The following is a 22,197-nucleotide window of genomic DNA, read 5'->3' on the forward strand; positions in this document are numbered from 1 at the left end:
AAGAAGGCGATCACCTCTGCCATCTGCTCGCGTGTGCGGATGCCCGTCGAGATGTCGAACTTGGCGCGCGCCGCCGAGACCAAACGCTTCGCCGTCATGAGGTCACCAGAATCGCTCGCGATCCGCGTAAGGATACTGCGGATCGACCCGTTGGGGAGGATTGATCTCGCGACCGTAATAGCGCTGGTCGCCGAAGGCGCGGCCGAGCTGGCCGAACAGGCCGCCCGGGGTCTGCGGCGGCGGCCGGACGCCCTGGCCGTAGGGCGAGCCCGGATAGGGCTGCTGGCGCTGATACGGGCTCTGGTAGCCGTAGGGATAGCCCTGCGACGGGCCCTGGCCGAACAGGCCGCCCTGGCCGCTGCCATAGGTGCCGTAGGGGCCGTTGCCGGTGCCGTAGCCGAACAGCTCGCCGTCATAGGGATCGCGGTAGCCCTGGCTGGCGACCTCGGTCGACGAGACCATGTCGTGCTGGGTGTCGGTCATCTGGCCGGAGCGGTCGAGCCGGAAATACTCCGTGAAGGCGCCGGGCACCCGCTCCGACAGGCGGGTGCCGCTGCGCAGGTCGATCGGCAGTGCGATGAGCTGGCGCTGCGCCTGCGGCGACGGCGGCGCCAGCGGCGTCTTCTTGGCGACCTTGCTCCACACCTCGTCCATGATGGCGTTGAAGATCGGCACCGCCACCGAGCCGCCGGTCTGGCCGCCGCCGAGCGTCCGGCGCTTGCCGTCGGCATTGTCGTAGCCGACCCACACCGCGATGGTGACGTCGTTGGAGAAGCCGACGAACCAGGCGTCGTTCTCGTCGTCGCTGGTGCCGGTCTTGCCGGCCACATAGGGCGACAGGCCGGCGATCGCCCGGGCGGTGCCGCGCGCCAGCACGCCCTGCAGCATGCTCTTGAGCTGCACGAAGGCGACGCGGTCGCCGCCCGCCAGCGCCCGCGGCTCGCCGGAATGGTGGAACACGGTCTTACCCTGCTCCTCCACGGTCTCGACCGCGTAAGGATCGGGCCGCATCCCCTCGTTGGCCACCGCGGCGTAGAAGGCGGCGAGGTCGATCAGCCGCACCGGCTGGGCGCCGAGCACGAACGGATAGTAGCCGATGCAGTCGCGGTAGACCTGCGCCTCCAGGGCCAGCTCGCACACCTTGGCGAGGCTCTGGCTCGGGTCGGACGAGATGCCGCCGTCGAGGAGCTGCGCCGTGACCAGGTTCTTCGAGTATTCGAGGCCGAGCCGCAGGGTGAGGATCCCGGACGAGCCGCCCTCGTAGTTCTTCGGCGTCCAGTAGTCGCGGTCGCGGGCCGAAGCGTTGTTGCCGATCGGCGGCAGCGAGATCGGCTCGTCGCGCACCAGGGTGTTGGGCTGCAGGCCCTTGTGCAGCGCCGCCAGATAAGTGAACGGCTTGAACGCCGAGCCGGGCTGGCGCGCCGTCTGGGTGGTGCGGTTGATCTGGCTGAGCGGGTAGGAGAAGCCGCCCGACATCGCCAGGATGCGGCCGGTCTTGTTCTCCAGCACCAGGGCGGCGCCCTGCACGGTCGGGCGGATGCGCAGGTCGGCGCGGGCGCCCTTCTTGCCGTCGCTCGCCTTCACGTAGACGACGTCCCACTGCGACAGGGCCCGGCGGGCCTGGCCGGTGACGCCGCCGAGCGGCAGGACGCGGCCGTCGGCGAGCCCGACCCGGATCGTCTCGCCGCCGGTCTGCACCACCACGGCGGGGGTCCAGTGGACGTCGTAGAGCGGCAGCCGGGCGTTCTTCAGCGCCTCCAGCCAGGGCGCGACGGGCGGCGGCGCGGCGGCCTGGACCGGCGCCTGCGGCTTGCTTTTGGCCGTCTTGACGGAACGGCTGCCCGATCCGGAACGGGCGGCGGGCGGCAGCGGGGCAGGCTCGGGCGCCGCGACCTCGGGCAGCGGCGGGGCGGCGGCGGCGGACGCCGCGGCAGAGGCCGCCTGCAGCTTCTGGATCGCCGCGCCGAGATTGAGCTCCGGCCCCTGGAACTGGCTGCGGCCGGTCGACGCCTCGTAGCGGAACAGCCCCTCCTGCAGGGCCGCCTCGGTCGCCTTCTGCAGGTCCGGGTGGATGGTCGAGCGCACGGTCGAGGAGGCCGCGGTGAGCGGCGACACGCCCGGCAGCGAACGCGCCTCGCGGGCGATGTGGTCGAGCACGTGGAAGCCGGTGGTGCGACTGAGCCGCGTATAGGCGGCGTATTTGACGCCGCTGGCGCGCGCCGCCGCGGCCTGCTCCGGCGTGATGGCGCCGTCCTCCTGCAGCCGCGTCAGGACATAGCCGAAGCGCTCCTGCGCCCGCTCGGGATGGCGGTCGGGATTGTAGTAGCTCGGCCCCTTGGTGAGACCGGCGAGCTGCGCGCCTTCGGCGAGCGTCAGCTCGGAGGCCGGCTTGCCGAACCAGCTTCGCGCCGCGAGCTCGATGCCCCAGGATCCGCGGCCGAGAAAGATCGAGTTGAGATAGAGCTCGAGGATCTCGTCCTTGGACAGCGTCTGCTCGACCCGCGACGCGACGATCACCTCGCGGATCTTGCGCTCGTAGGTGAGGTCGTCGCCGACCAGCAGGTTCTTGACCACTTGCTGCGTGATGGTGGAGCCGCCCTGCGGCCGCCCGGGTCGCGCCAGATTGCCGACCATGGCGCGGATCAGGCCGCGCTCGTCGATTCCCTTGTGCTGATAGAAGCGCTTGTCCTCGGCGGCCACGAAGGCCTCCTGGACGTGCTTCGGGATCTCGGCGAGCGGCACGAAGACGCGGCGGTTGTCGGGCTCGAACACCTCGGCGAAGCGGCCGCCCTTCTGATCCAGCACGGTCGAGGTGCCGGACAGCTTGAGGCCCTTCAGCTTGCGGTGGTCCGGCAGGTCGGCGACCGCCTTGTTGTACCAGTCGATCACGGCGCCTATGTCGGCCGGCGAGTTCGCCACCGTCTCGTTCTTGCAGAGCTGGCGGTAGAGCGGCGGCAGCGCCGCGAAGTCGAGCCCCTTGAACGCCTTGATCTCGCCCGTGAAGGCCTGCGGGTCGTCCAGCGCCGTGCTGATCAGCCCGTCGATGTCGATCGACTCGATGTCGAAGGCCTTCCGCATGTGGGCGCAGCCGTCGCGCAGGATCTGCACCACCTCGCTCTGGTCGCGGCCGCGGTCGAACTCGGTCTTGATCGCCTCGGGCCGGATCGCGACCTGGCTCAACGCCAGGAAGGCCGCGAGGAGCTTGACGAGGATCACATCCATGCCACCGGCCACGATTTGGAACGCGCGAACGCGAGGAGAGGCGACGCAGTTATAGGCGAGGCACAACGGCGATTTTGCGGTTGCGTTCCGTCGCTTCCGAGCAAATTTACGGCATCGGCGCGGCCGCACGGACGTGCCGTCATCCTCCGGCGCGGCCGCGGTTCCCCGGCCGGCAAGGTTAACGGAGGGTCGGTTAAGAGAGGCTTTCGGCGGCCGGGATAGGCCCGGCCTCGGCCGGCCTATCGCGACGCGGCGATGCGACGATCGACCTCGGCGGTGAGCGCGTTCAGCGCCTCGCCGATGGCGACCGAATAGCTGCCCGGCACGCCGACGTCGCGCAGTGTCGGCGGCAGCGCCGCGAGCTCGCGGGCGGCGCGGGCCCGGATCTCGGCGAGCGAGGGGTCGTGGCGCACCCGCTCGCCGTCCCGCATCACCGGCGCGAGCAGCGCCTCGCCGGGCAGCCCGGCGCCGTCGAGCGAGATCACGTCGCCCGCGATGGTGCCGTCGGCGGCGCGGCGGCGCCACACCTGCTTGCGGCCCGGATAGGTGTGCTTGGCGGTCGAGCGCTTGCGCTTGGCGACCCCGTCGTACTCCTGCAGCTTGTAGACGATGTCGAGCACCGGCTGGTCCTGCGAGGTGGTGAGCGCGGTGCCGACCCCGTAGCCGTCGATCGGCGCGCGCGAGCGCGCCAGCGCGGCGATCGACTCCTCGTCGAGGCCGCCGCTGACGAAGATCTTCACGGCCGCGCAGCCGCCGTTGTCCAGGATGGTCCGCACGCCGCGCGTCACCGCCACAAGGTCGCCGCTGTCGATGCGCACCGACTGCACCGTGATGCCCTCACGGGCGAGCGTCGGCACCAGCGCCACCACCTTGCGGGCCGCCGCCTCGGGATCGTAGGTGTCGATCAGCAGCGTGAGATTGTCGGGCCTCGCCCGGGCGAAGCTCAGGAACGCCTCGCTCTCGTCCTCGTGCGCCTGCACGTAGGAATGCGCCATGGTGCCGTAGATCGGGATGCCCCACAGCATCTCGGCCAGCACCGTGGCGGTGCCGGCGAAGCCGGCGATGTAGCTGGCGCGGGCCGCCATCAGCCCGGCCTCGGCCCCGTGGGCGCGGCGGAAGCCGAAATCGACCAAAACCTTGCCGGGCGCCGCGAGCATCACCCGGGCCGCCTTGGTGGCGATCAGGCTCTGGAACTGGATCAGGTTGATGAGCCGCGACTCGAGGAGCTGCGCCAGCGGCAGCGGCGCGGTGACGCGCAGGATCGGCTCGTGCGGGAAGAACACCGTGCCCTCCGGCATGGCGTCGATGTCGCCGGTGAAGCGCAGCCCCGCCAGGTAGTCGAGCATTTTCGCGTCGAACCGGCCGGTCTTCTCCAGATAGGCGAGCTCGTCCGGCGAAAAGTGGAAATCGGCCAGCCACTCCACCGCCTGCGCCAGCCCGGCCGTCATCAGGAACGACCGCCCCGGCGGCAGCCGCCGCACGAACAGCTCGAACGACGCCGTCCCGGTCAGCCCGTTGGCCAGATAGGCCTGCATCATGTTGAGCTGGTAGAGGTCCGTCAGCAGCGGACTGTCACCGATGTTCATCGCTTCGCCCGTGGATTTTTGCCGGGGCCGGCCCCGCCGGCACGCCCTCGCCTGCGGTGTAGCACGGGGCGGGGCGGGAGACGACCGAGCACGGCGCGGACGGAGGTATCGCGCTTGTGCCGGCCCCCGAGCGCCTGCCGTGACGCGCGGGATCCTCGACACCCACATCGTGTCCGAGGGGTGCAGGGCTGACGGTGGAGAACTGGTTGGCGTGAGCCTCGAAGCGGATACGGGTCAATCGCGCCGGACCGTAATTCAACGGCCAAATCCAGAATGGCGCGCCCGACACGATTCGAACGTGTGACCTTTGCCTTCGGAGGGCAACGCTCTATCCAGCTGAGCTACGGGCGCCTGCGGCCTGGATAGCCGATCGGGACGGGCCGGGCAAGCGGGGGAGCGGCCCCGCGCGGCCGCCGCCCCTTCCCAAGCCGGCGCCCGCGCCCTATGACGGCGGCCGCCCCCTGGCCCGACCCGGAACATCCCGCGGAGCCGATCCATGAAAGTCGACGGCAGGCACACCCGGACCATCTGGCTCGAGCCCGACGGCGTCACGATCGGCACCATCGACCAGCGGCTGCTGCCGCACCGCTACGTCACGGTGCGGCTGGAGACGCTGGCCGAGGCGGCCGAGGCGATCCGCTCGATGCTGGTGCGCGGCGCCCCGCTGATCGGCGCGACGGCCGCCTACGGGGTGTGCCTGGCGCTGCGCGAGGATGCGTCGGACGCCGCCCTCGAAGCCGCCTGCGAGACCCTGGCAAAGACCCGGCCGACCGCCATCAACCTGCGCTGGGCGCTGGGCGAGATGCTGGCCGCGGTCCGCAATCTGCCGCGCGAGGCCCGGGTGGAGGCCGCTTACCGGCGGGCGACCGAGATCGCCGACGAGGACGTCGCGATCAATGCCGCGATCGGCCGCAGCGGGCTCGCCATCATCGAAGAGATCGCGGCCCGCAAGGGTGGCGCGCCGGTCGAGATCCTCACCCACTGCAACGCCGGCTGGCTCGCCACCGTCGACTGGGGCACGGCGACGGCGCCGATCTACATGGCGCACGACAAGGGCGTGAAGCTCCACGTCTGGGTCGACGAGACGCGGCCGCGCAACCAGGGCGCCTCGCTCACCGCCTGGGAGCTCAGCCACCACGGGGTGCCCTGCACGCTGATCGCCGACAATGCCGGCGGCCACCTGATGCAGCACGGGCAGGTCGACATGGTGATCGTCGGCACCGACCGGGTGACGGCGCAGGGCGACGTCTGCAACAAGATCGGCACCTACCTGAAGGCGCTGGCGGCGCACGACAACGGCGTGCCGTTCTACGTCGCCCTCCCGTCCCCCACCATCGACTTCGCGGTCGTCGACGGCGTCGCCGAGATCCCGATCGAGGAGCGCGGCGAGGAGGAGGTGACGCTGATGGCCGGCAAGACCGCCGACGGCCGCTTCGAGACGGTGCGGATCGCCCCCGACGGGGTGTCGGCCGCCAATTACGGCTTCGACGTCACCCCGGCCCGCCTCGTCACCGGCCTGATCACCGAGCGCGGCGTGCTGGCGCCGAGCCGGCCGGCGCTCGCCGCGGCGTTCCCGGAGCGGAGCGGCAGAGGGTGAGGACCGGTCGTCCCGGGGCGCCGCGCAGCGGCGAACCCGGGATGCAGCCCCGGGGTCCGGGGCTGTCGCTGGATTCCGGGTTCGCACGTTTCGGTGCGCCCCGGAAGGACCCCGAACCGATCCGCCGAACCTCGTCTCACCGGCTGGCGCGTTGGAACTGGCGCAGCAGCTCGTTGCCGCGGCGGACCGCGGTGTCGAGCGCGGCCTGGGCCGTCTTCTTGCCGGCGAAGGCGAGCTCCAGCTCCTCCTCGATGACGTCGCGCACCAGGATGAAGGAGCCGAGCCGCAGGCCGCGCGAATTGTCGGTCGGCGGCTTCAGCGTCACCTCCTCGATGGCGATGGCGGCGCCCGGATTGCGGTCGTAGAAGCCCTGCGCCCGCGAATGCTCGTAGGCCGCCATGGTGATCGGCAGATATCCGGTCGCCTGGTGCCAGCGCGCCTGCACCTCGGGCCGCGCCAGATAGGCGAAGAACTTCGCGGCGCCGCGATACTCGGCCTCGGGCCGCCCGCGCAGCACCCACAGGCTGGCGCCGCCGATCATGGTGTTCTGCGGGGCGCCCGGGACGTCGGGCCAGTAGGGCAGCATGCCGTAACCGACGTCGAACTTCGCCTTCGCCCGGATGTCCGCGGCGAAACCCGACGAGCCGAGGAACAGGCCGCACTCGCCCGAATACAGCAGCGGCTCGGCCGCCGTGCCGCGTCCGCCATAGGTGAACAGCCCGGACCGCTGCCACTCCGCCAGCGCCGCGACATGGCGCACCAGCACCGGATTGTTCAGGGTGAGCTCGGCCTCGGGCCCCTGCAGGCCGTTCGCCCGGGTGGCGATCGGCACGTCGTGGAAGGCCGAAAAATTCTCGACGTTCACCCAGGAGGGCCAGTGGGTCGAGAAGCCGCACGGCACGCCGGCCTGGCGCAGCCGCCGCGCCGCCTCGGCGACCTCCGGCCAGGTGCGCGGCGGGGTGCGGTCGTCGAGGCCGGCGGCGCGGAACAGCGCGCGGTTGAAGTAGAGGATCGGGGTCGAGGCGTTGAACGGATAGGAGAGGAGATTGCCCTCGGTATCCGAGTAGAAGCCGGCGACCGGCGGCAGGACGCCGGTGGCATCGAGCGGCTCGCCGGCGGCGCGCATCAGCTCGTGGAGCGGATAGATCGCGCCCTTGGCCGCCATCATGGTGGCGGTGCCGATCTCGTTCACCTGGACGATCGCCGGATGGCTCTTGGTACGGACCGCGAAAATCGCCGCCGTCACGGTCTCGGTGTAGCTGCCCTTGAACACCGGGACGACACGCCACGTCCCCTGCTCCGCATTGAAGCCGGCGACGATGCGCTCGATCTGTCGGCCGAGCTCGCCCGCCATCGCGTGCCAGAGATGGATCTCGGCCGGCGTCTCGGGGGCGGCGGAGCCGCGCGACGGTGCCGCCACGGCGGCCGCGGCGAGCCCGGAGAGAACGGCGCGACGGCTCGTCCCGCCGGCCGGGGACGGGCCCCGACGGCGCGCGTCCGCCTCAGGAATACCACAGAGGGACGGCAGGGACATGGACGGCTTTCACGAGGTTGGCAGATCCTGAAACACCGCGCCGGGGCCGGGTGACGACCCCACGGTAGACCGGGATGGCTATCCGAGCACGGTTTCGCTAGTATTTGAAGGTTCACGAAGCCCGATCCGGATCGTCCGACAAGACGGTGGAACTTTGTCCGCAGCATGGACCGCCCGCGTTTTCGGCCTGGTGCTCGCGGCCTTCGCGCTGGCGACGGCAGCGTCCGCGCGCGAGTTCCGGGCCGCCGACAATCAGGTCGCCGAATATCCGACCGTGCAGGCGCTCGCCTATATGGGGCGGCTGATCGAGGAACGGACGGGCGGCCGTCACCGCATCCGCGTGTTCCATTCCCGCCAGCTCGGCGACGAGAACGACACGGTCGACCAGATCCGGGCCGGCGCGATCGACATCAACCGGGTCAACGCCGTCACGGTCGCGGCCTTCGTGCCGACCACCAAGGTGCTGTCGCTGCCCTTCCTGTTCCGCTCCACCGACCACCTGCACGCCGTGCTGGACGGGCCGATCGGCGAGGAGATCCTGGCGAGCTTCACGCAAGGCGGCTTCGTCGGGCTCGCCTTCTACGACTCCGGGGCGCGCTCGCTCTACACGCGCCAGCAGCCGATCCGCAAGCTCGCGGATCTCGCCGGTCTGCGCATCCGCGTGCAGCCGTCGAGCCTGATGGCCGACGTGGTCGCGGCACTCGGCGCGACCCCGATCCAGCTGCCCTACAGCCAGGTCGAGACCGGGCTGACCACGGCGCTGGTCGACGGGGCCGAGAACAACTGGCCGTCCTACGTGACGACCGGGCACTACAAGGTCGCGCCCTACTACACGCTGACCGAGCACACGATGACGCCCGAGGTGCTGTTGATGTCGCTCTCGGCCTGGAACGCCCTGTCGGACGACGACAAGGCGATCTTCCGCACCGCCGCCCGCGAATCGAGCCGGTTCATGCGGGCGCAATGGAGCACCCTGGAGGAGCGCTCGCGCGAGCAGGCGCGCGCCGCCGGCAACACCATCATCACCGACATCGACCGCAAGCCGTTCCAGGAGGCGATGGCGCCTCTCTATGCGCGCCTCGACGGCGATCCGGTGCTGAGCCGCCTGGTCGAGCGCATCCGTGCAACCGAGTGACCCGGCGAGCGTGCCCGTGAGCGCAGAGTCCTACCCGGCCGCGGAACCGGCGCCGCGCAAGCGGCTCGACCTCGAACGGCTGGTGCGGGCCGTCCCGATCCGCTGGCGCATCCTGTCGATCGCGGTGCTCAACACCGGCGTCGTGATCATCCTGGCGGGGCTGATCTGGAACGGCGCGACGGCGCTCGGCCGCGCCTGGGACGAGGTCCGCGAGGTCCGCGAATCCGACGCCGTGCTGGTGCTGCTGGAGGGCGAGGCCGGGCGGCTGCAGAACCTGATCCATCGCTACATCAACGAGCCGAGCCCCGAGATCTTCGCCGAGATCCTGCTGGTGCGCGAGGCCGTGCTGGGCACCCTGCGCACCCGCAAGCCGGCCGATCCGATGCTGGCGAACGGCATGGAGGGGCTCGCCGGCGTCACCGAGCGCTTCATCGACGGCTTCGGCGAGCTGCGCGCCGTGCAGACCGCGATCAACCGGGTCTACGAGGACGAGGTGCTGCGGCCGGCCCGCGAGATGGCCGGTCTCTACTCCATCGTCGAGGGCTCCTCGGGCCGTCGCGACGCGCTGATCTGGCCGGCGCTGGCGAAGTCCCGCGAGGCCTTCACGGCGACACTGGTCGCCGCCAACGCCTATTACCTGTCGCTCTCCTCCGCGGCCGCCGACGACGCGGTGCGCGGCCTGGAGACGATCGAGCGCACCGTGCCGGTGCTGACCGACCTCGCCACCGACGACATCCAGCGCGACGCCCTGGAGGCGCTGGGCAAGCGGGCCGCCGCCTTCCGCAAGGGGCTCGGTGCGCTGAGCGACCGGTTCACGGCCCGCACCAGCATCCTGCGCAGCGCCATCGACGGCAACCAGGCGTCGATGATCCAGACCATCGACGCGCTGCAGAGCGAGATGCGGCGGCGCGAGGCGCGCGCCCAGGCGATGCTCGATCGCACGCTGGCGGCGATCTTCCGTCAGGTCGTGCTGGTCGCGACCGGCTTCCTTCTGGCCATCCTGGTCGGCGCCATGGTGGTGACGCGCTCGATCCGCAATCCGCTCAAGGAGCTGATGTCGGCCATGCACGCCATCGTGGCGGGGCATTACGGCCCAGTGGTGCGCAGCACCACCGAGAAGGACGAGATCGGCGCCATGGCGCGCGCCGTCGAGGTCTTCCGCGAGAACGCCATCGCCAAGCGGCAGGCCGAGAACGATCTCCGCGCCGCCAAGGAAAACGCCGAGAAGGCGCTGCGCGAGCTGCGCGACGCCCAGAAGAGCCTGATCGACGCCGAGAAGCTGGCGGCCCTGGGCGGCCTCGTGGCCGGCGTGGCGCACGAGGTCAACAATCCGGTCGGCATCAGCCTCACGGTCGCGTCGAGCCTGGTGCGGCGCTCCGAGGTGTTCGCCGGCGAACTCGCCCAGGGACCGCTGCGGCGCTCCAAGCTCGACGACTTCGTCGCCGGCACCCGCGACGCCGCCCAGCAGCTCGTCGCCAACCTGCACCGCGCCGGCGAGCTGATCCAGTCGTTCAAGCAGGTGGCGGTCGACCGCAGCCACGCGGAGCTGCGCGACTTCGACCTGCGCGAGGCGACCGAGCAGATCGGCGCCAGCGTCCGCCCGGTGCTGCGCAAGGCGCAGATCGCCCTCGTCATCGAGGTGCCGGACGGCATCGTCATGGACAGCTACCCGGGCTCGCTCGGCCAGGTGCTGACCAACCTGTTCCTCAACTCCGTCGCCCACGGCTTCCCGGACGGCCGCCCCGGCACCATCGAGGTGCGGGCGCGCCAGCTCGGCGCCAACCACGTCGAGGTGATCGTCGCGGACGACGGGGTCGGCATGACGGACGACGTGCGCCGCCGCGCCTTCGACCCGTTCTTCACCACCCGCCGCGGCCAGGGCGGCACCGGGCTCGGCCTGCACATCATCCACAGCCTGGTGACCCAGAGCCTCGGCGGTCGGCTGACGCTGGACACCGCGCTGGGCCACGGCACGACCTTCCGCATGGTGCTGCCCCGCCGCGTGACCCGCGCCGGCGCCGACGCCCCTGCCCTCCAGACGACGGATCAAGCCCATGGCTGACACCGACGACATCGTCGACATTCTCGAAGACGGCGACGAGGCGCCGGTCGAGACCGGGCCGCGCTGGAAGATCATGGTGATCGACGACGAGCCGGCCGTGCACGACGGCACCCGCTTCGCGCTCGCCGACTACTCGCTCAACGGCCAGGGCCTGGAGATCGTCTCGGCCTATTCGGGCGAGGAGGGGCGCGCGGCGCTGCGCCAGCACCCCGACACGGCCGTGGTGCTGCTCGACGTGATCATGGAGAGCGACACGGCGGGCCTGGAGCTCGTCGACTTCATCCGCACCGAGCTGAAGAACGAGACGATCCGCATCATCCTGCGCACCGGCCAGCCCGGCCAGGCGCCGGAACGGCGCATCATCGTCGACTACGACATCAACGACTACAAGGCCAAGACCGAGCTGACGGCCGACAAGCTGTTCACCTCGCTCACCGCGGCGCTGCGAAGCTGGCAGCAGCTCGAGCGCATGGTGGAGACCCGGCGCGGCCTCGAGATCATCGTCGACGCGGCGTCGACGCTGTACGACTTCAAGTCGATCCAGCGCCTCGCCGAGGGGGTGCTGGTGCAGCTCGCCTCGCTGCTCAACGTCGACTGCGACGGCATCCTGGTGTTCCACGAGAACGGCCGCCAGCATCCGGTCTCGGTGCTGGCCGCGGCCGGCTGCTACATCCGTCACGTCGGCCAGAACGGCGTCACGGCGCTCGATCCGGACCTTCGCCACGTGGTCGAGGAGGCGTTCCGCCTGAGAACCCACCAGTTCATGCCGCGCTGGTCGGTGCTCTACATCCGCACGTCGAGCGACCGCGAGGTCGTCGTGGTGCTGCATGTCTGCCGGCCGCTCTCCGAGACGGACCGTACGCTGGTCGAGATCTTCACCAGCAAGCTGTCGATCGCCTTCGACAACGTGATCCTGTACGAGCAGCTCCAGGAGGCGAACACCCGGCTCGAGGACCGCGTCAACCAGCGCACCCGCGAGCTGACCTCGGCGAACCGCCGCCTGGCCTCGCAATGGGCCCGGCTGCAGCGCGCCAACGCCTTCAAGACCGAGATTCTCGGCACCGTGGCGCACGATCTTCGCAACCCGCTGTCGGTGATCATCGGCCGCGCCGAGATCCTCGAGCGCATGGTGACCAGCCCGGCGCTGACGCCGGAGGCCGCCACGGCGCAGATCAAGCACATCCACAACGCCGCCGACCGGGTCGCCGACATGGTCGAGAGCCTGATCGCCGACGCCATGACGGACGCGCTGGACATCACCATCCGGCGCGACCTGGGCGACCTGCCCGGCGTGCTGCGCGACGTCGCCGAGGCGAACCAGCCGCTCGCCGACAAGAAGAGCCAGGTGATCGAGGTCACGGCCGAGCCGGGGCCCCCGGTCTCCTGCGACGTCGACCGCATCCGCGAGGCGATCGACAACCTGGTCAGCAACGCCGTCAAGTACAGCGCCATCGGCGGCCGCATCGCGGTCGCCCTGGTGCGACGGCCGGACGGCGCGCATATCAGCGTCAAGGACGCCGGCCCCGGCATGACGCCCGAGGACCTCAAGCGCCTCTACGGGCGGTTCCAACGCCTGTCGGCGAAGCCGACCGGCGGCGAGAGCTCGATCGGCCTCGGCCTCTCCATCGTCAAACGCATCGTCGACCTGCACGGCGGCACCATCACGGCCGAGAGCGCCGGCGAGGGCCAGGGCACGACCTTCACGATCGTCCTGCCGCTCAAGCAGCCCGAGGCCGACACGGACGCGGCCGTCCCGCCACCCCGGGGATGAGGGCGGGCCGCGCCCACGCGAATTGTTAAGCCTCGCCGCGTAGGGTTCGGGCGACATCCGATCCCGGACCCGCTATGCTGGCGCGCTCGAGCCTCCTCGTCCTGTCGCTGCTCACCGCCAGCGTGTGCGCGGCCGCGGCCATGACGGCGCTGCGGCTGCCGACCGAGTTCACTCCTCTCGTCCTGGCGCTGTTCGTCGTAGCCGGCATGGTCGGCTTCCGGCGGCTGCCGCTGGTCGACGCGGAGCCGCTGCGCTGGTTCGAAGGCGCGCTGATCGGCTGGGCCGCGGCGATCCAGCTCGTTCGGCTGGTGCCCTACACGGCCCAGCATCTGACCGGCGGCCTGGGGGCCGCCGTCAACTACGACGACAACTGGCATTTTCAGGAGCTCGCCAGCCTGGTCAACAGCGAGCGCTTTCCGCCGCTGCTGAACTACCAGCCCGACACGCATCTCCACTTCTACTACGTCGCGTGGATGCCGGCCGCCGCGATCGGCGAGCTGTTTCAGCTCGCCGGCGCATCGGCGATCAAGTTCTCCTACGGAGCCGGGACGCTGCTGCTCGGCATCGCGGCGGCCGTGATCCTGGTCGTGGTCCTGCGCCACCTGCTCGAGCCGCGGCAGCGCGGCCCGGCGCTCGCGGCTGTGCTGGTGGCGGGCGCCGTGCCGGACGGCGTCGTCGTGCTGGGCCGCTGGGTCGGCGCGCTCGCGACGCCGTCGGAGGATTGGCTCGCCCATGCCGAATGGTGGCAGCGCGACCTCGGCATCCCCAACCAGATCTCCTCGCTCACCACGCTGCTGATCTGGGTGCCGCATCACCTGATCGCGGCGATGGCGCTGCTGCTCGCCGTGGTGGTCGCCACCGAGCCGCGAACCCTGGCGCCGCGCACCGGGCCGATCGCGATGGTCGCCGCCGGGCTGCTGGTCGGCTTCGCGGCCTTCTCGTCGGTGTTCGCCCTGATCGGCGGCCTGGCCACACTGTCGCCGCTGCTCGCCCGCTTCGTGACCAGGCCGGGCGTCGTCGTCGCCGTGCTGGCCACCGCGTTCGTCTCGGCACCACTCGCCTACATCTATCTGAACGCCGACTCGGCCGGCGGCTTCCGCTTCTTCCTGATCTTCACGCGCTGGTCCGAGCAGTTCGGCGGTACGCCGGCCGGGCTCGCCGGGCTGGCGCTGGCCGCAGCCTTCGTGATGGCGGAGGTCGGCTGGCTCGCCTGGCTGGCGCTGCGCCCGCCGCCATCGCCGCTCGCCAGCCCGCTCGGCCAATGCGCGATCGCCGCCAGCCTCTTCCTGGCCGCGACCGTGGTGATCGGCTTTTCGGGGGCCAACAACTTCGCCATGCGCGGCGCGATCCTCCCGGTGATCGTCATCGCCATGGCCTGGTCACGGGCCCGGGTCGCCGCGGCGCCGGACGACGGACCGGAGATCGTGCGCCCGCTCGCCGCCGCGGTCCTGGTGCTGTTCGCGGGAGCGACGCACCTCAACGAGGCGCTGCTCCACGGCCGCAACGCCGGGCAGGCGATCGCGTTCGTGCAGGAGACCGAGACCTGCAAGGCGAGCATCATGGCGGCCAATGCCGGCCCGCCCGGGCCGGTCGATCCGACCGGTTGGGACTGTCGCCACACCTACAGCCTGTACGGCCTCGAACGTCCCTTCGTGAAGCGCACGCTCACCGATCCGGACTACGAGCTGATGGGCCGGGGCCCGTGAACGTTCCCGTGACGCGGTGAAGCCCGCGACGAACGCGGGCATCATCGGCCAAGGGTGCGGGACTGTAACGGCCCGCATGCGCCTCACCAGTTGTAGGCGATGCGGCCCGTGACGGTGCGACCGTTGCCCCAGAAGCAGCCGAAATAGCCGCAGCCGGAGACGTATTTCTCGTCGGCGATATTGTTGACGTTGAGCGAGAGCTTGTAATGCCCGGTGGTGTAGCTCGCAGCCGCGTCGAACAGGATGTTGGACGGCAGCTCGTAGAGATTGGCGTCGAGGTCCCAGCGGCTGCCGACATAGCGGATGCCGCCGCCGAACCCGACTCCGGCGAGCGGGCCGGTCTTGATGTTCTGGAACAGCCACAGATTGGCGGCGTTCCGCGGCACGTTGGCCGGCTGGTTGCCGTTGTACTGGCCGCCGACGATCTCGGCATCCGTGTAGGTGTAGTTGGCGATCAGATCGAGGCCTTCGGTCAGGTTGGCCAGCGCCGAGAGCTCGACGCCTTTCGAATGCACCTCGCCGATCTGCGTCTGCAGGAAGCTGCCCGCCGCCGTGGTCAGCACGTTGGTCTGGGTGAGGTCGTAGACGGCGGCCGTGAAGAAGCCCTTGAACCAGGTCGGCTGGTATTTCACCCCGGCCTCGTACTGCTCGCCTTCGCTGGGCTTGAACGTGTTGCCCTGCGGATCGCTGCCGATCACCGGCTCGAACGAGGTGGCGTAGCTGATGTAGGGGGCGAGGCCGTTGTCGAACAGATAGGAGAGGCCGACCCGGCCCGTGAAGGCGCGGTCGTTCTGGTTCTGCAAGGTCGTCCCTGGCGGGCCGTAGATCGACTCGACGTAGGTACTCGAATCGACCGACGCCCAGTCGTGCCGGATGCCGAGCGTCAGCAGCCACTTGTCGAGCTTCACCTGATCCTGGAGGTAGAGTCCGGTCTGGACCAGCGTGCCGTCGACCTTGCTGGCGTAGGTGACGTCCTTCGGGATCGCGACGCCGTACACCGGGACGAAGACGTTGACGCTCGGCGCGGTGCCGAATTCGGTGAGCGTGTCGACCGAGTGGCGGCGCACGTCGAGACCGAGCAGCACGGTGTGCGACAGGAACCCGGTGTCGAACTTCGCCTGGACCTGGTTGTCGATCGTAAAGGTGCCGTACTTCTCGTCGTTGTAGGAGGCGCCGCGACCCGCCGTGTCGGGTGTGAGAAGATTGGTGTAGTACAGATTCTGATAATCCCAGGTCAGGGACAGGTAGCGGGCGTTCTGGCGGAAGATCAGGTTGTTGTCGAAGCGGTGCTCGAGCTCGTAGCCAATGCTGGCCAGCGTGCGCTTGGAGTCGTCGAAGTTGGGATCGCCGAGATTGCGGCTGCGCGGCAGCGTGATGCCGTTGCGGTTGGCGTACAGCGTATACTCGTTCGGCAGTCCGACCGGCGTGCTGGCGCGGTCGTGCTGCAGGTTGGCCAGCACGGTGAGCGTCGTGTCGGCGTTCGGCTTCCAGGTGACGGCGGGCGCGATGTAGTAGCGGTCATCCTTGGTGCCATCGACCTGGGTCTCGCCCTGGCGGGCGAGGCCGGTGAGCCGGTAGGCGAACTCCGAAGTGCCTGGCACCGGGCCGCCGAAGTCGAAGGCACCGGTGTAGCGGTCGAAGGTGGCGCCCTCCACCATCGCGGTGCCGAAGTTCGTCCACTGCGGCCGCTTGCTGACCAGGTTGATCAGCCCGCCCGGGTTACCCTGCCCGTACAGCACCGAGGACGGACCGCGCAGCACCTCGATGCGCTCCAGGCCCCACGGCTCGATCGACGGCGCGCCCTGGCTGCGCATCAGCTTGAGGCTGTTGAGGTAGAAGCTGTCAGCCGACGAGAAACCCCGGATGATCGGCGCATCGAAGCGCGGGTCGAAGCCGAACGGCTCGGCCACCACGCCGGCCGAATAGGTCAAGGCTTCACCGATATTGGTGACGGCGCGCTGGTCGAGCTGATCGCGGGTGACGACCGAGATCGCCTGCGGGATCTCGCGGATCGGCGTGTCGGTCTTGGATCCGGTCTCGGTGCGGGTGGCGACGAAGCCGCGCACCGGGCCCTTCGGCGATTCCTGATCGCGGTCGGCCTCGACCGCGATCGTGGAGAGCTCGGTCGCCGTCTGGGCCGCGAGCGCCGCGGGAAAAAGACAGGCCAGCGCCGCCCCACCCGCCAGCCGGTTCCTGATCGTGTTGCTCCTGGACATGATACCCCGCCGATCCATCTTCCCGGCATCCACAAGATACGAATTGTTCTAATTCTAACCTTGCGAGACCGATCCCCGTCGAGACTTGTCATACCAACAGCAACAGCAGGCGGATTGTCTATCCTTGTTCGTCGTTGAACAGTCCTGGCTCCTCCGGTAAAGCTGATGCAGACCTGTGTTCTGCACGAAACAGGACAGAACTGTTCCAGACAACGTGTGCGGACCACTTCAGCAGACCGCTTCGATGCAGCCAGGCCCCCGGCGATGACCTTCAGCCCCAACATGACATCGCGGATCGACGGTATCGCGGTCCTGGAAGACCTTCGCTACCGCCGCTGGCCCGGCGCCATCGCCGACGTGTGGCACGCCGCCTGCGCGGCGGGGGCGCGCGGCGAGTACGTCTCGGAAAGTCCGCGGCTGTTCGTGGTGCTGGACCGCGAGGGTGGCGACACGGCGCTGCGGCTGGGCCCGGGGGCGGCCGACATGCCGACCCCGCGCGTGACGAATCCGATGAGCTACATCCCGGCCGGCATGCCGATCTGGTCGCGCGTCGACGCGCCGATGCGCATCCGCCATCTCGACATCCATTTCGACGTCGCGACGATCGCCGAGCGGCTCGGCGAGGAGCCCGACCGGGTCGCGCTGGCGACGCCGCGGCTGCAGTTCACCGACCCGCGTCTGCTCGGCCTGGCCCGGCTGATCGCCGAGGAGTGCAGCACGCAGGGCGTACGCCACGACCTCTACGGCGACAGCCTGGTCACGGCGCTGTTCATCGATCTGATGCGGGTCGGCCCGCCGGCCGCCCGCCGCCGCTCGGCGCTGTCGCCGCGCCAGCTCGACCGCGCCACCGCGTATATCGAGGAGAACTGCCTTCGCGGGATCCGGCTGCAGGATCTGGCCGCGCTCACCGGTCTGTCGCAGTCCTATTTCAGCCACGCCTTCAAGGCGGCGACCGGCGTGCCGCCCTACCAGTGGCACATGCAGGCGCGGATCCGGAAGGTGCAGGACATGCTGGCCCGCTCCGGCCTACCGCTGACCGAGATCGCCGCCACCGCCGGCTTCGCCGACCAGGCCCATCTCACTCGCGTCTTCCGGCGCATCGTCGGCACCACCCCGGCCGCCTGGCGCCGCGACGCGCGGATGTGAGCAGGACGATGCGGCGCATCTCCGTCGTCCCGGGGCGCACCGTAAGGCGCGAGCCCGGGACCCATATCCCCGGCCTGTCGTGAGCCACCAGGACCGGGAGTTATGGATTCCGGGTTCGCTGCTTCACAGCGCCCCGGAATGACGACTTGCTCAGCACGCCGCCGCGAGCTGCTCGCGCAGATGCGGATATTTCTCGGTGAGCAGCGAGCCCGAATAGTAGGTCGGGCGGAAGGCCGGCTGGGCCCGGACGGCATCGAGCCACGCGCCGACCGCCGGACGGGTCGCCCACAGATGCGAGACGCGGATGTCGTCCATGCGGACGATCACGGGCATCACCGAGATGTCGGCCAGCGTCGGCGCCCCGCCCTGCAGGAACGGCCCGCCGCTCGCCGCGATCGCCTCGTCCATGCGCACCACCGTCTGCTCGAGCTTCTTCATCGCCAGCGTCATCTCGGCTTCGGGAAAGCCAGTGCGGCCCATCGACAGCAGGAACTCGCGACGCAGCGGCTTCGACTCCGCCATCGCCCGGAACGCCTCCTCGCTCATCGCCTGGAAGTGCGGCAGGAAGGCGAGGTTGTAGCTCGGCACCCGGATCGCCGGCGCCGGCACCTCGTCGATGAAGCGCATCAGCGAGCGCATCCTCGCCCGCGCCACCGGATCGGCCGGCACGAAGCGCGGGCCTTCGGAAAAGACCTCGTCCAGATACTCCATGATCACCGAGGAATCGATCACCACGGCGCCGTCGTGGACGAGCGTCGGCACCACGCCGTTCGGATTGATCGCGAGATAGTCGGGCTTGAGCTGGTCGCCGGCGAACAGGTCGAGCCGGTGCTCCTCGAAGGGCAGGCCCTTGGCGTTCAGCACGAACCGCACCCGCTGGCTGCAGGTCGATTGCGGCGCGTTGTAGAGGGTCAGGGCCATGCGTTCTCTCCCGTCGGATTGTTGTGTGGCCGGGAGGCTCGCAGGCGGACCGGGAGGACGTCAAGGCCGCGGACGAGGGGCGTCGGGCCGCAGAGCGCCGCGCCCGGGACACGAAGGGCCCCCGAGGAGACGCGACCGGGCCGACGTCGAACGCGATCAGCGCCGCCCGCGGCGCTGCGACAGGTTCACCTCGAAGGTGAAGCGGTCGGCGCGGGCGACGGTCTGGCCGATGATCACCGGGGCGCCGGCCTTGGTCGTCATCGTGTAGTCGATCCGCATCATCGGCGAGCCGGCCGGTTGGCCGAAATGTGCGGCATGCTCCTCGCGCAACGCGGTCGACGAGAACTCGCAGCGCAGGTTCTCGACGTCGATCTTGCGCTTCTTCAGGAGCGGGAAGATGAACTGCTCCGACAGGTCGGTGCGGAGCTGCTTGGCGAGCCGCGGCCGGAACCACCACGAGTGCAGCGCCACCGGCTCGTCGTTCGCGAAGGTGAGCTTCTGGTGCATGAACAGGCGCGAGCCGCGCGGCACCCGCAGGCGCGCCGCGACGTCGTCGTCGGCCTCGAGCTCGTTGAAGCCGACCTCCTCCAGCCGCGGCGTGAAGCCGGCGCGGGCGATCTCGTCGCCGATGGAGCGGTCGGGATCGCCGGCCAGCACCCGGTGGATGCGCGGCTTCTCCTTGACGAACACGCCGAGGCCCTGGTGGCCGCGGATCAGCCCCTCGTAGGTGAGCTCGGTGAGCGCGCGTCGCACCGTGATGGCGCTGACCTCGAACTCCTCCATCAGCTCGCTGAGGCTGGGCAGCCGCTCTCCCGGCGGATAGGTCCCGCGGGCGATCCGGCTGCGCAACGCGGTGGCAACGTCGTGGTAGAGGAAGGAGCGGCGAGTATTACGCATTGTGATAAAACTGTCAGGCCGTCGGGATCCAGCGACCGAAAGTGCTCGGTGTCGGACGGCGAGCCGGCGAATCGCCGAACCACTTGCGCACGACTGTCCGTTCTTGCCACGAGCAGGGCGGCGCTGTCGATTGCACTTTCGCTTTTTTTCCGTTTTTACGGGCGCGGCGGCTATGCGCAGCGGCCCACATCGCGGCCCGTCCCACCCGGGGCCGCCGCCCGGGGCGGCCCGTCCTACCCGGCCGAGCTGCGGAACAGCGGCCGCCCCGCCGCGCGGCGTGAAAGCACCTCGTCGGTGTCGGCGCCGAGCGCCGGCGAGGCCGCAGCGTAGACCAGCGGCGTGCGCGACAGCAGGATCGGCGTGCGCACGCCCGGCACGGCGCCGGCCGCGGTCGCCGGCGCCGGCAGGTCGAGCCGCATGCCGCGCGCCACCACCTGCAGGTCGGCGAATACCTCGGCGACGTCGTGGATCGGCCCGGCCGGGACGCCGACCCGTTCCAGCGCCGCGAGCAGATCGTCGCGCCGCCGCGCCGTCGTGCGGGCCGTGAGGGCCGCGGCGAGCTCGTCCCGCCCGGCGACCCGGCCGGCATTGGAGGCCCAGCGCGGATCGCCGGCGAGATCGCCGGCATCGAGAACCTCGCACAGCCGGCGGAACTGCCCGTCGTTGCCGACCGCGATCACCAGATGCCCGTCCTGGGCCGGAAAGACCTGATACGGGACGATGTTGGGGTGGGCATTCCCCATCCGCACCGGCGAGCGGCCCGACACCAGGTAGTTGAGGGCCTGGTTGGCGAGCACGCCGACCATCGAATCGAGCAGCGCCATGTCGATGTGCTGGCCGAGGCCGGAGCGCTCGCGCTCCGCCAGCGCGGCCTGGATGGCGACCGTCGCGTAGAGGCCGGTGAAGATGTCCGCGAAGGCGACGCCGATCTTCATCGGCTCGCCGTCCGGCGCACCGGTGAGATGCATGATCCCGCCCATCGCCTGAATCAGGTAGTCGTACCCGGCCCGCGACGCGTAGGGGCCGGTCTGGCCGAAGCCGGTGATCGAGCAGTAGATCAGCCGCGGATTGATCGCCTTCAGGCTGTCGTAGTCGAGGCCGTGGCGCTTCAGCCCGCCGAGCTTGAAGTTCTCGATCAGCACGTCGGCCTCGCGGGCGAGCGCCAGGACCAGCTCGCGCCCCTCCGGCGTCTCGAAGTCGGCCTCGACCGAGCGCTTGCCGCGATTGGTGGAGTGATAATAGGCCGCCGCGCCGGCGCCGCCATCGCGCTCCGGCACGAAGGGCGGCCCCCAGGTCCGGGTGTCGTCGCCGACCTCCGGCCGCTCCACCTTGATCACCTCGGCACCGAGATCGGCGAGAAGCTGGCCGGCCCATGGCCCGGCCAGGATGCGGGCGAGTTCGAGGACACGGACACCGGCGAGGGGGGGAACGGACATGACGCGCACGCGATGACGGGAGCAGGAGGGCTGTGGTAGCAAGGAAGCAGATTTCTGTTTCCGAGGCGAGCCCGATCCGGGCCGCCGTCCCCGCGGGCGTTGCGCCCGCCCTGCCGGTGGTCCCGCCCATGACCGACCTTCCGATCGGCCCGCTCGTCCTGCACGCCACCGGCTACGGACCGCCGCTCGTGCTGCTGCACGGGCTCGGCTGCGACCACGGATTCTGGGACTTCGCGGCGCCGCTGGGCGACGCGTTCCGCGTCGTCTTCTACGACCTGCCGGGCCACGGCACGACGCCGGTGCCGGCCGAGCCCTACGGCGTCGAGGATCTGTCCCAGCAGCTCGCCGATCTGTTCCGGGCTCAGCACATCGGCCGCGCCCATGTGGCCGGCATCTCGCTCGGCGGGCTGGTCGCGCAACATTTCGCCGCGCATTTCCCCGCCCTGGTCGACCGGCTCGTGCTGATCGACACGATCCCGCGCTACACCGCCGAGATGCGGACCCTGTGGACCGAGCGGGCCGCGGCGGCGCGGCAGCACGGGGTGGCCGCCCTGGTCGAAGGCCTTTTGCCGATCTGGTTCTCCGATGCCGCGATCGCCGCCGACATCGCCGGCGTCCGCTATCTGCGCGCCGCCCTCACCCGCACGCCCGCGGAGGGCTATGCGCTGGCCTGCGAGGCGCTCGCCGCCGCCGACCTCCTGGCCGAGGCGCCCCGCATCGCGGCGCCGACCCTGGTGCTGTGCGGCAGCGACGACCGCGCCGCCTTCGTCGAGGCCGCCCACTGGCTCGCCGCCACCATCCCGAACGCCCGCGCCGACGTCATCCCCGGCACCCGCCACGCCTCGGTGCTGGAGCGCCCGGATCTGGCGCTGCCGCTGCTGCGGGAGTTCCTGGGCGGCGAGTGAGAGGGTTTTGGGGCCCCCTTCCCTCTCCCCTCGCGGGAGAGGGTGCCGAGCGAAGCTCGGCGG

At 70.3% G+C, this 22,197-nt stretch carries 13 protein-coding genes, 1 tRNA gene and 1 pseudogene; 7 read left to right on the forward strand and 8 right to left on the reverse strand.

Going from position 1 to position 22,197, the window contains the following annotated elements:
- Nucleotides 1-102 precede the first annotated feature (102 nt).
- The 3 genes from CH341_RS14115 to CH341_RS14125 form a co-directional block, all read right to left on the reverse strand.
- The gene (locus CH341_RS14115; protein WP_111419656.1) at nt 103-3,222 is read right to left on the reverse strand and encodes a transglycosylase domain-containing protein; all 3,120 of its coding nucleotides are present in this window, start codon (nt 3,220-3,222) and stop codon (nt 103-105) included.
- A 239-nt stretch (nt 3,223-3,461) separates the two neighbouring features.
- Nucleotides 3,462-4,808, reverse strand: coding sequence for a nicotinate phosphoribosyltransferase (locus CH341_RS14120; protein WP_210208293.1), 1,347 nt, complete (start codon nt 4,806-4,808; stop codon nt 3,462-3,464).
- A 274-nt stretch (nt 4,809-5,082) separates the two neighbouring features.
- A tRNA-Arg gene (locus tag CH341_RS14125) sits at nt 5,083-5,159 on the reverse strand.
- 145 nt (nt 5,160-5,304) lie between these two features.
- Between CH341_RS14125 and mtnA the strand changes: the two genes are divergently transcribed.
- The gene (gene mtnA, locus CH341_RS14130) at nt 5,305-6,405 is read left to right on the forward strand and encodes an S-methyl-5-thioribose-1-phosphate isomerase (RefSeq protein ID WP_111419657.1); all 1,101 of its coding nucleotides are present in this window, start codon (nt 5,305-5,307) and stop codon (nt 6,403-6,405) included.
- A 136-nt stretch (nt 6,406-6,541) separates the two neighbouring features.
- Here the strand turns inward: mtnA and ugpB are convergent, their stop codons facing one another.
- Nucleotides 6,542-7,825 carry a sn-glycerol-3-phosphate ABC transporter substrate-binding protein UgpB gene (gene ugpB, locus CH341_RS14135; protein ID WP_281022751.1) on the reverse strand — a complete coding sequence of 428 codons (1,284 nt, stop codon included), beginning with the start codon at nt 7,823-7,825 and terminating at the stop codon, nt 6,542-6,544.
- Between the two features lie 268 nt (nt 7,826-8,093).
- Between ugpB and CH341_RS14140 the strand changes: the two genes are divergently transcribed.
- The 4 genes and pseudogenes from CH341_RS14140 to CH341_RS14155 all read left to right on the forward strand — a co-directional run bounded on the left by CH341_RS14140 (nt 8,094) and on the right by CH341_RS14155 (nt 14,613).
- Complete coding sequence (locus CH341_RS14140) at nt 8,094-9,074, forward strand: TRAP transporter substrate-binding protein (protein WP_111419659.1); 981 nt, start codon at nt 8,094-8,096, stop codon at nt 9,072-9,074.
- Nucleotides 9,075-9,084: 10 nt separating this feature from the next.
- Nucleotides 9,085-11,156: pseudogene (locus tag CH341_RS14145) on the forward strand (sensor histidine kinase); the annotation flags it as partial.
- On the forward strand, nt 11,129-12,907 hold the full coding sequence (locus CH341_RS14150; protein WP_111419660.1) for an ATP-binding response regulator: 1,779 nt from the start codon (nt 11,129-11,131) through the stop codon (nt 12,905-12,907). The pseudogene CH341_RS14145 and the gene CH341_RS14150, both read left to right, overlap by 28 nt.
- A 74-nt stretch (nt 12,908-12,981) precedes the next feature.
- Nucleotides 12,982-14,613 (forward strand): hypothetical protein, encoded by a 1,632-nt coding sequence (locus tag CH341_RS14155; RefSeq protein ID WP_111419661.1) that lies wholly within the window; start codon nt 12,982-12,984, stop codon nt 14,611-14,613.
- 83 nt (nt 14,614-14,696) lie between these two features.
- Here the strand turns inward: CH341_RS14155 and CH341_RS14160 are convergent, their stop codons facing one another.
- Complete coding sequence (locus tag CH341_RS14160) at nt 14,697-16,829, reverse strand: TonB-dependent siderophore receptor (protein WP_245431050.1); 2,133 nt, start codon at nt 16,827-16,829, stop codon at nt 14,697-14,699.
- 264 nt (nt 16,830-17,093) lie between these two features.
- Here CH341_RS14160 and CH341_RS14165 point away from each other — a divergent pair, with 264 nt between their 5' ends.
- Nucleotides 17,094-17,975, forward strand: coding sequence for a helix-turn-helix domain-containing protein (locus CH341_RS14165; protein ID WP_210208294.1), 882 nt, complete (start codon nt 17,094-17,096; stop codon nt 17,973-17,975).
- Between the two features lie 150 nt (nt 17,976-18,125).
- On the opposite strand, the gene CH341_RS14170 is transcribed toward CH341_RS14165, so the two are convergent.
- The 3 genes from CH341_RS14170 to CH341_RS14180 all read right to left on the reverse strand — a co-directional run bounded on the left by CH341_RS14170 (nt 18,126) and on the right by CH341_RS14180 (nt 21,229).
- Nucleotides 18,126-18,896 (reverse strand): glutathione S-transferase family protein, encoded by a 771-nt coding sequence (locus tag CH341_RS14170; RefSeq protein ID WP_111419663.1) that lies wholly within the window; start codon nt 18,894-18,896, stop codon nt 18,126-18,128.
- A gap of 156 nt (nt 18,897-19,052) precedes the next feature.
- The gene (locus CH341_RS14175; RefSeq protein ID WP_111419664.1) at nt 19,053-19,793 is read right to left on the reverse strand and encodes a GntR family transcriptional regulator; all 741 of its coding nucleotides are present in this window, start codon (nt 19,791-19,793) and stop codon (nt 19,053-19,055) included.
- Nucleotides 19,794-20,026: 233 nt separating this feature from the next.
- Nucleotides 20,027-21,229, reverse strand: coding sequence for a CaiB/BaiF CoA transferase family protein (locus CH341_RS14180; RefSeq protein ID WP_111419665.1), 1,203 nt, complete (start codon nt 21,227-21,229; stop codon nt 20,027-20,029).
- Between the two features lie 128 nt (nt 21,230-21,357).
- On the opposite strand from CH341_RS14180, the gene CH341_RS14185 reads away from it, so the two are divergent.
- On the forward strand, nt 21,358-22,134 hold the full coding sequence (locus CH341_RS14185; protein WP_111419666.1) for an alpha/beta fold hydrolase: 777 nt from the start codon (nt 21,358-21,360) through the stop codon (nt 22,132-22,134).
- Nucleotides 22,135-22,197 lie beyond the last annotated feature (63 nt).

This window comes from Rhodoplanes roseus (assembly GCF_003258865.1).
Lineage (GTDB): Bacteria > Pseudomonadota > Alphaproteobacteria > Rhizobiales > Xanthobacteraceae > Rhodoplanes > Rhodoplanes roseus.

Coding starts and splice junctions, on each gene's coding strand:
- CH341_RS14115 (WP_111419656.1), bottom strand. CDS start 3,222: ATGGATGTGATCCTCGTCAAGCTCCTCGCGGCCTTCCTGGCGTTGAGC.
- CH341_RS14120 (WP_210208293.1), bottom strand. CDS start 4,808: ATGAACATCGGTGACAGTCCGCTGCTGACGGACCTCTACCAGCTCAAC.
- mtnA (WP_111419657.1), top strand. CDS start 5,305: ATGAAAGTCGACGGCAGGCACACCCGGACCATCTGGCTCGAGCCCGAC.
- CH341_RS14150 (WP_111419660.1), top strand. CDS start 11,129: ATGGCTGACACCGACGACATCGTCGACATTCTCGAAGACGGCGACGAG.
- CH341_RS14155 (WP_111419661.1), top strand. CDS start 12,982: ATGCTGGCGCGCTCGAGCCTCCTCGTCCTGTCGCTGCTCACCGCCAGC.
- CH341_RS14160 (WP_245431050.1), bottom strand. CDS start 16,829: ATGTCCAGGAGCAACACGATCAGGAACCGGCTGGCGGGTGGGGCGGCG.
- CH341_RS14165 (WP_210208294.1), top strand. CDS start 17,094: ATGACCTTCAGCCCCAACATGACATCGCGGATCGACGGTATCGCGGTC.
- CH341_RS14170 (WP_111419663.1), bottom strand. CDS start 18,896: ATGGCCCTGACCCTCTACAACGCGCCGCAATCGACCTGCAGCCAGCGG.
- CH341_RS14175 (WP_111419664.1), bottom strand. CDS start 19,793: ATGCGTAATACTCGCCGCTCCTTCCTCTACCACGACGTTGCCACCGCG.
- CH341_RS14180 (WP_111419665.1), bottom strand. CDS start 21,229: ATGTCCGTTCCCCCCCTCGCCGGTGTCCGTGTCCTCGAACTCGCCCGC.
- CH341_RS14185 (WP_111419666.1), top strand. CDS start 21,358: ATGACCGACCTTCCGATCGGCCCGCTCGTCCTGCACGCCACCGGCTAC.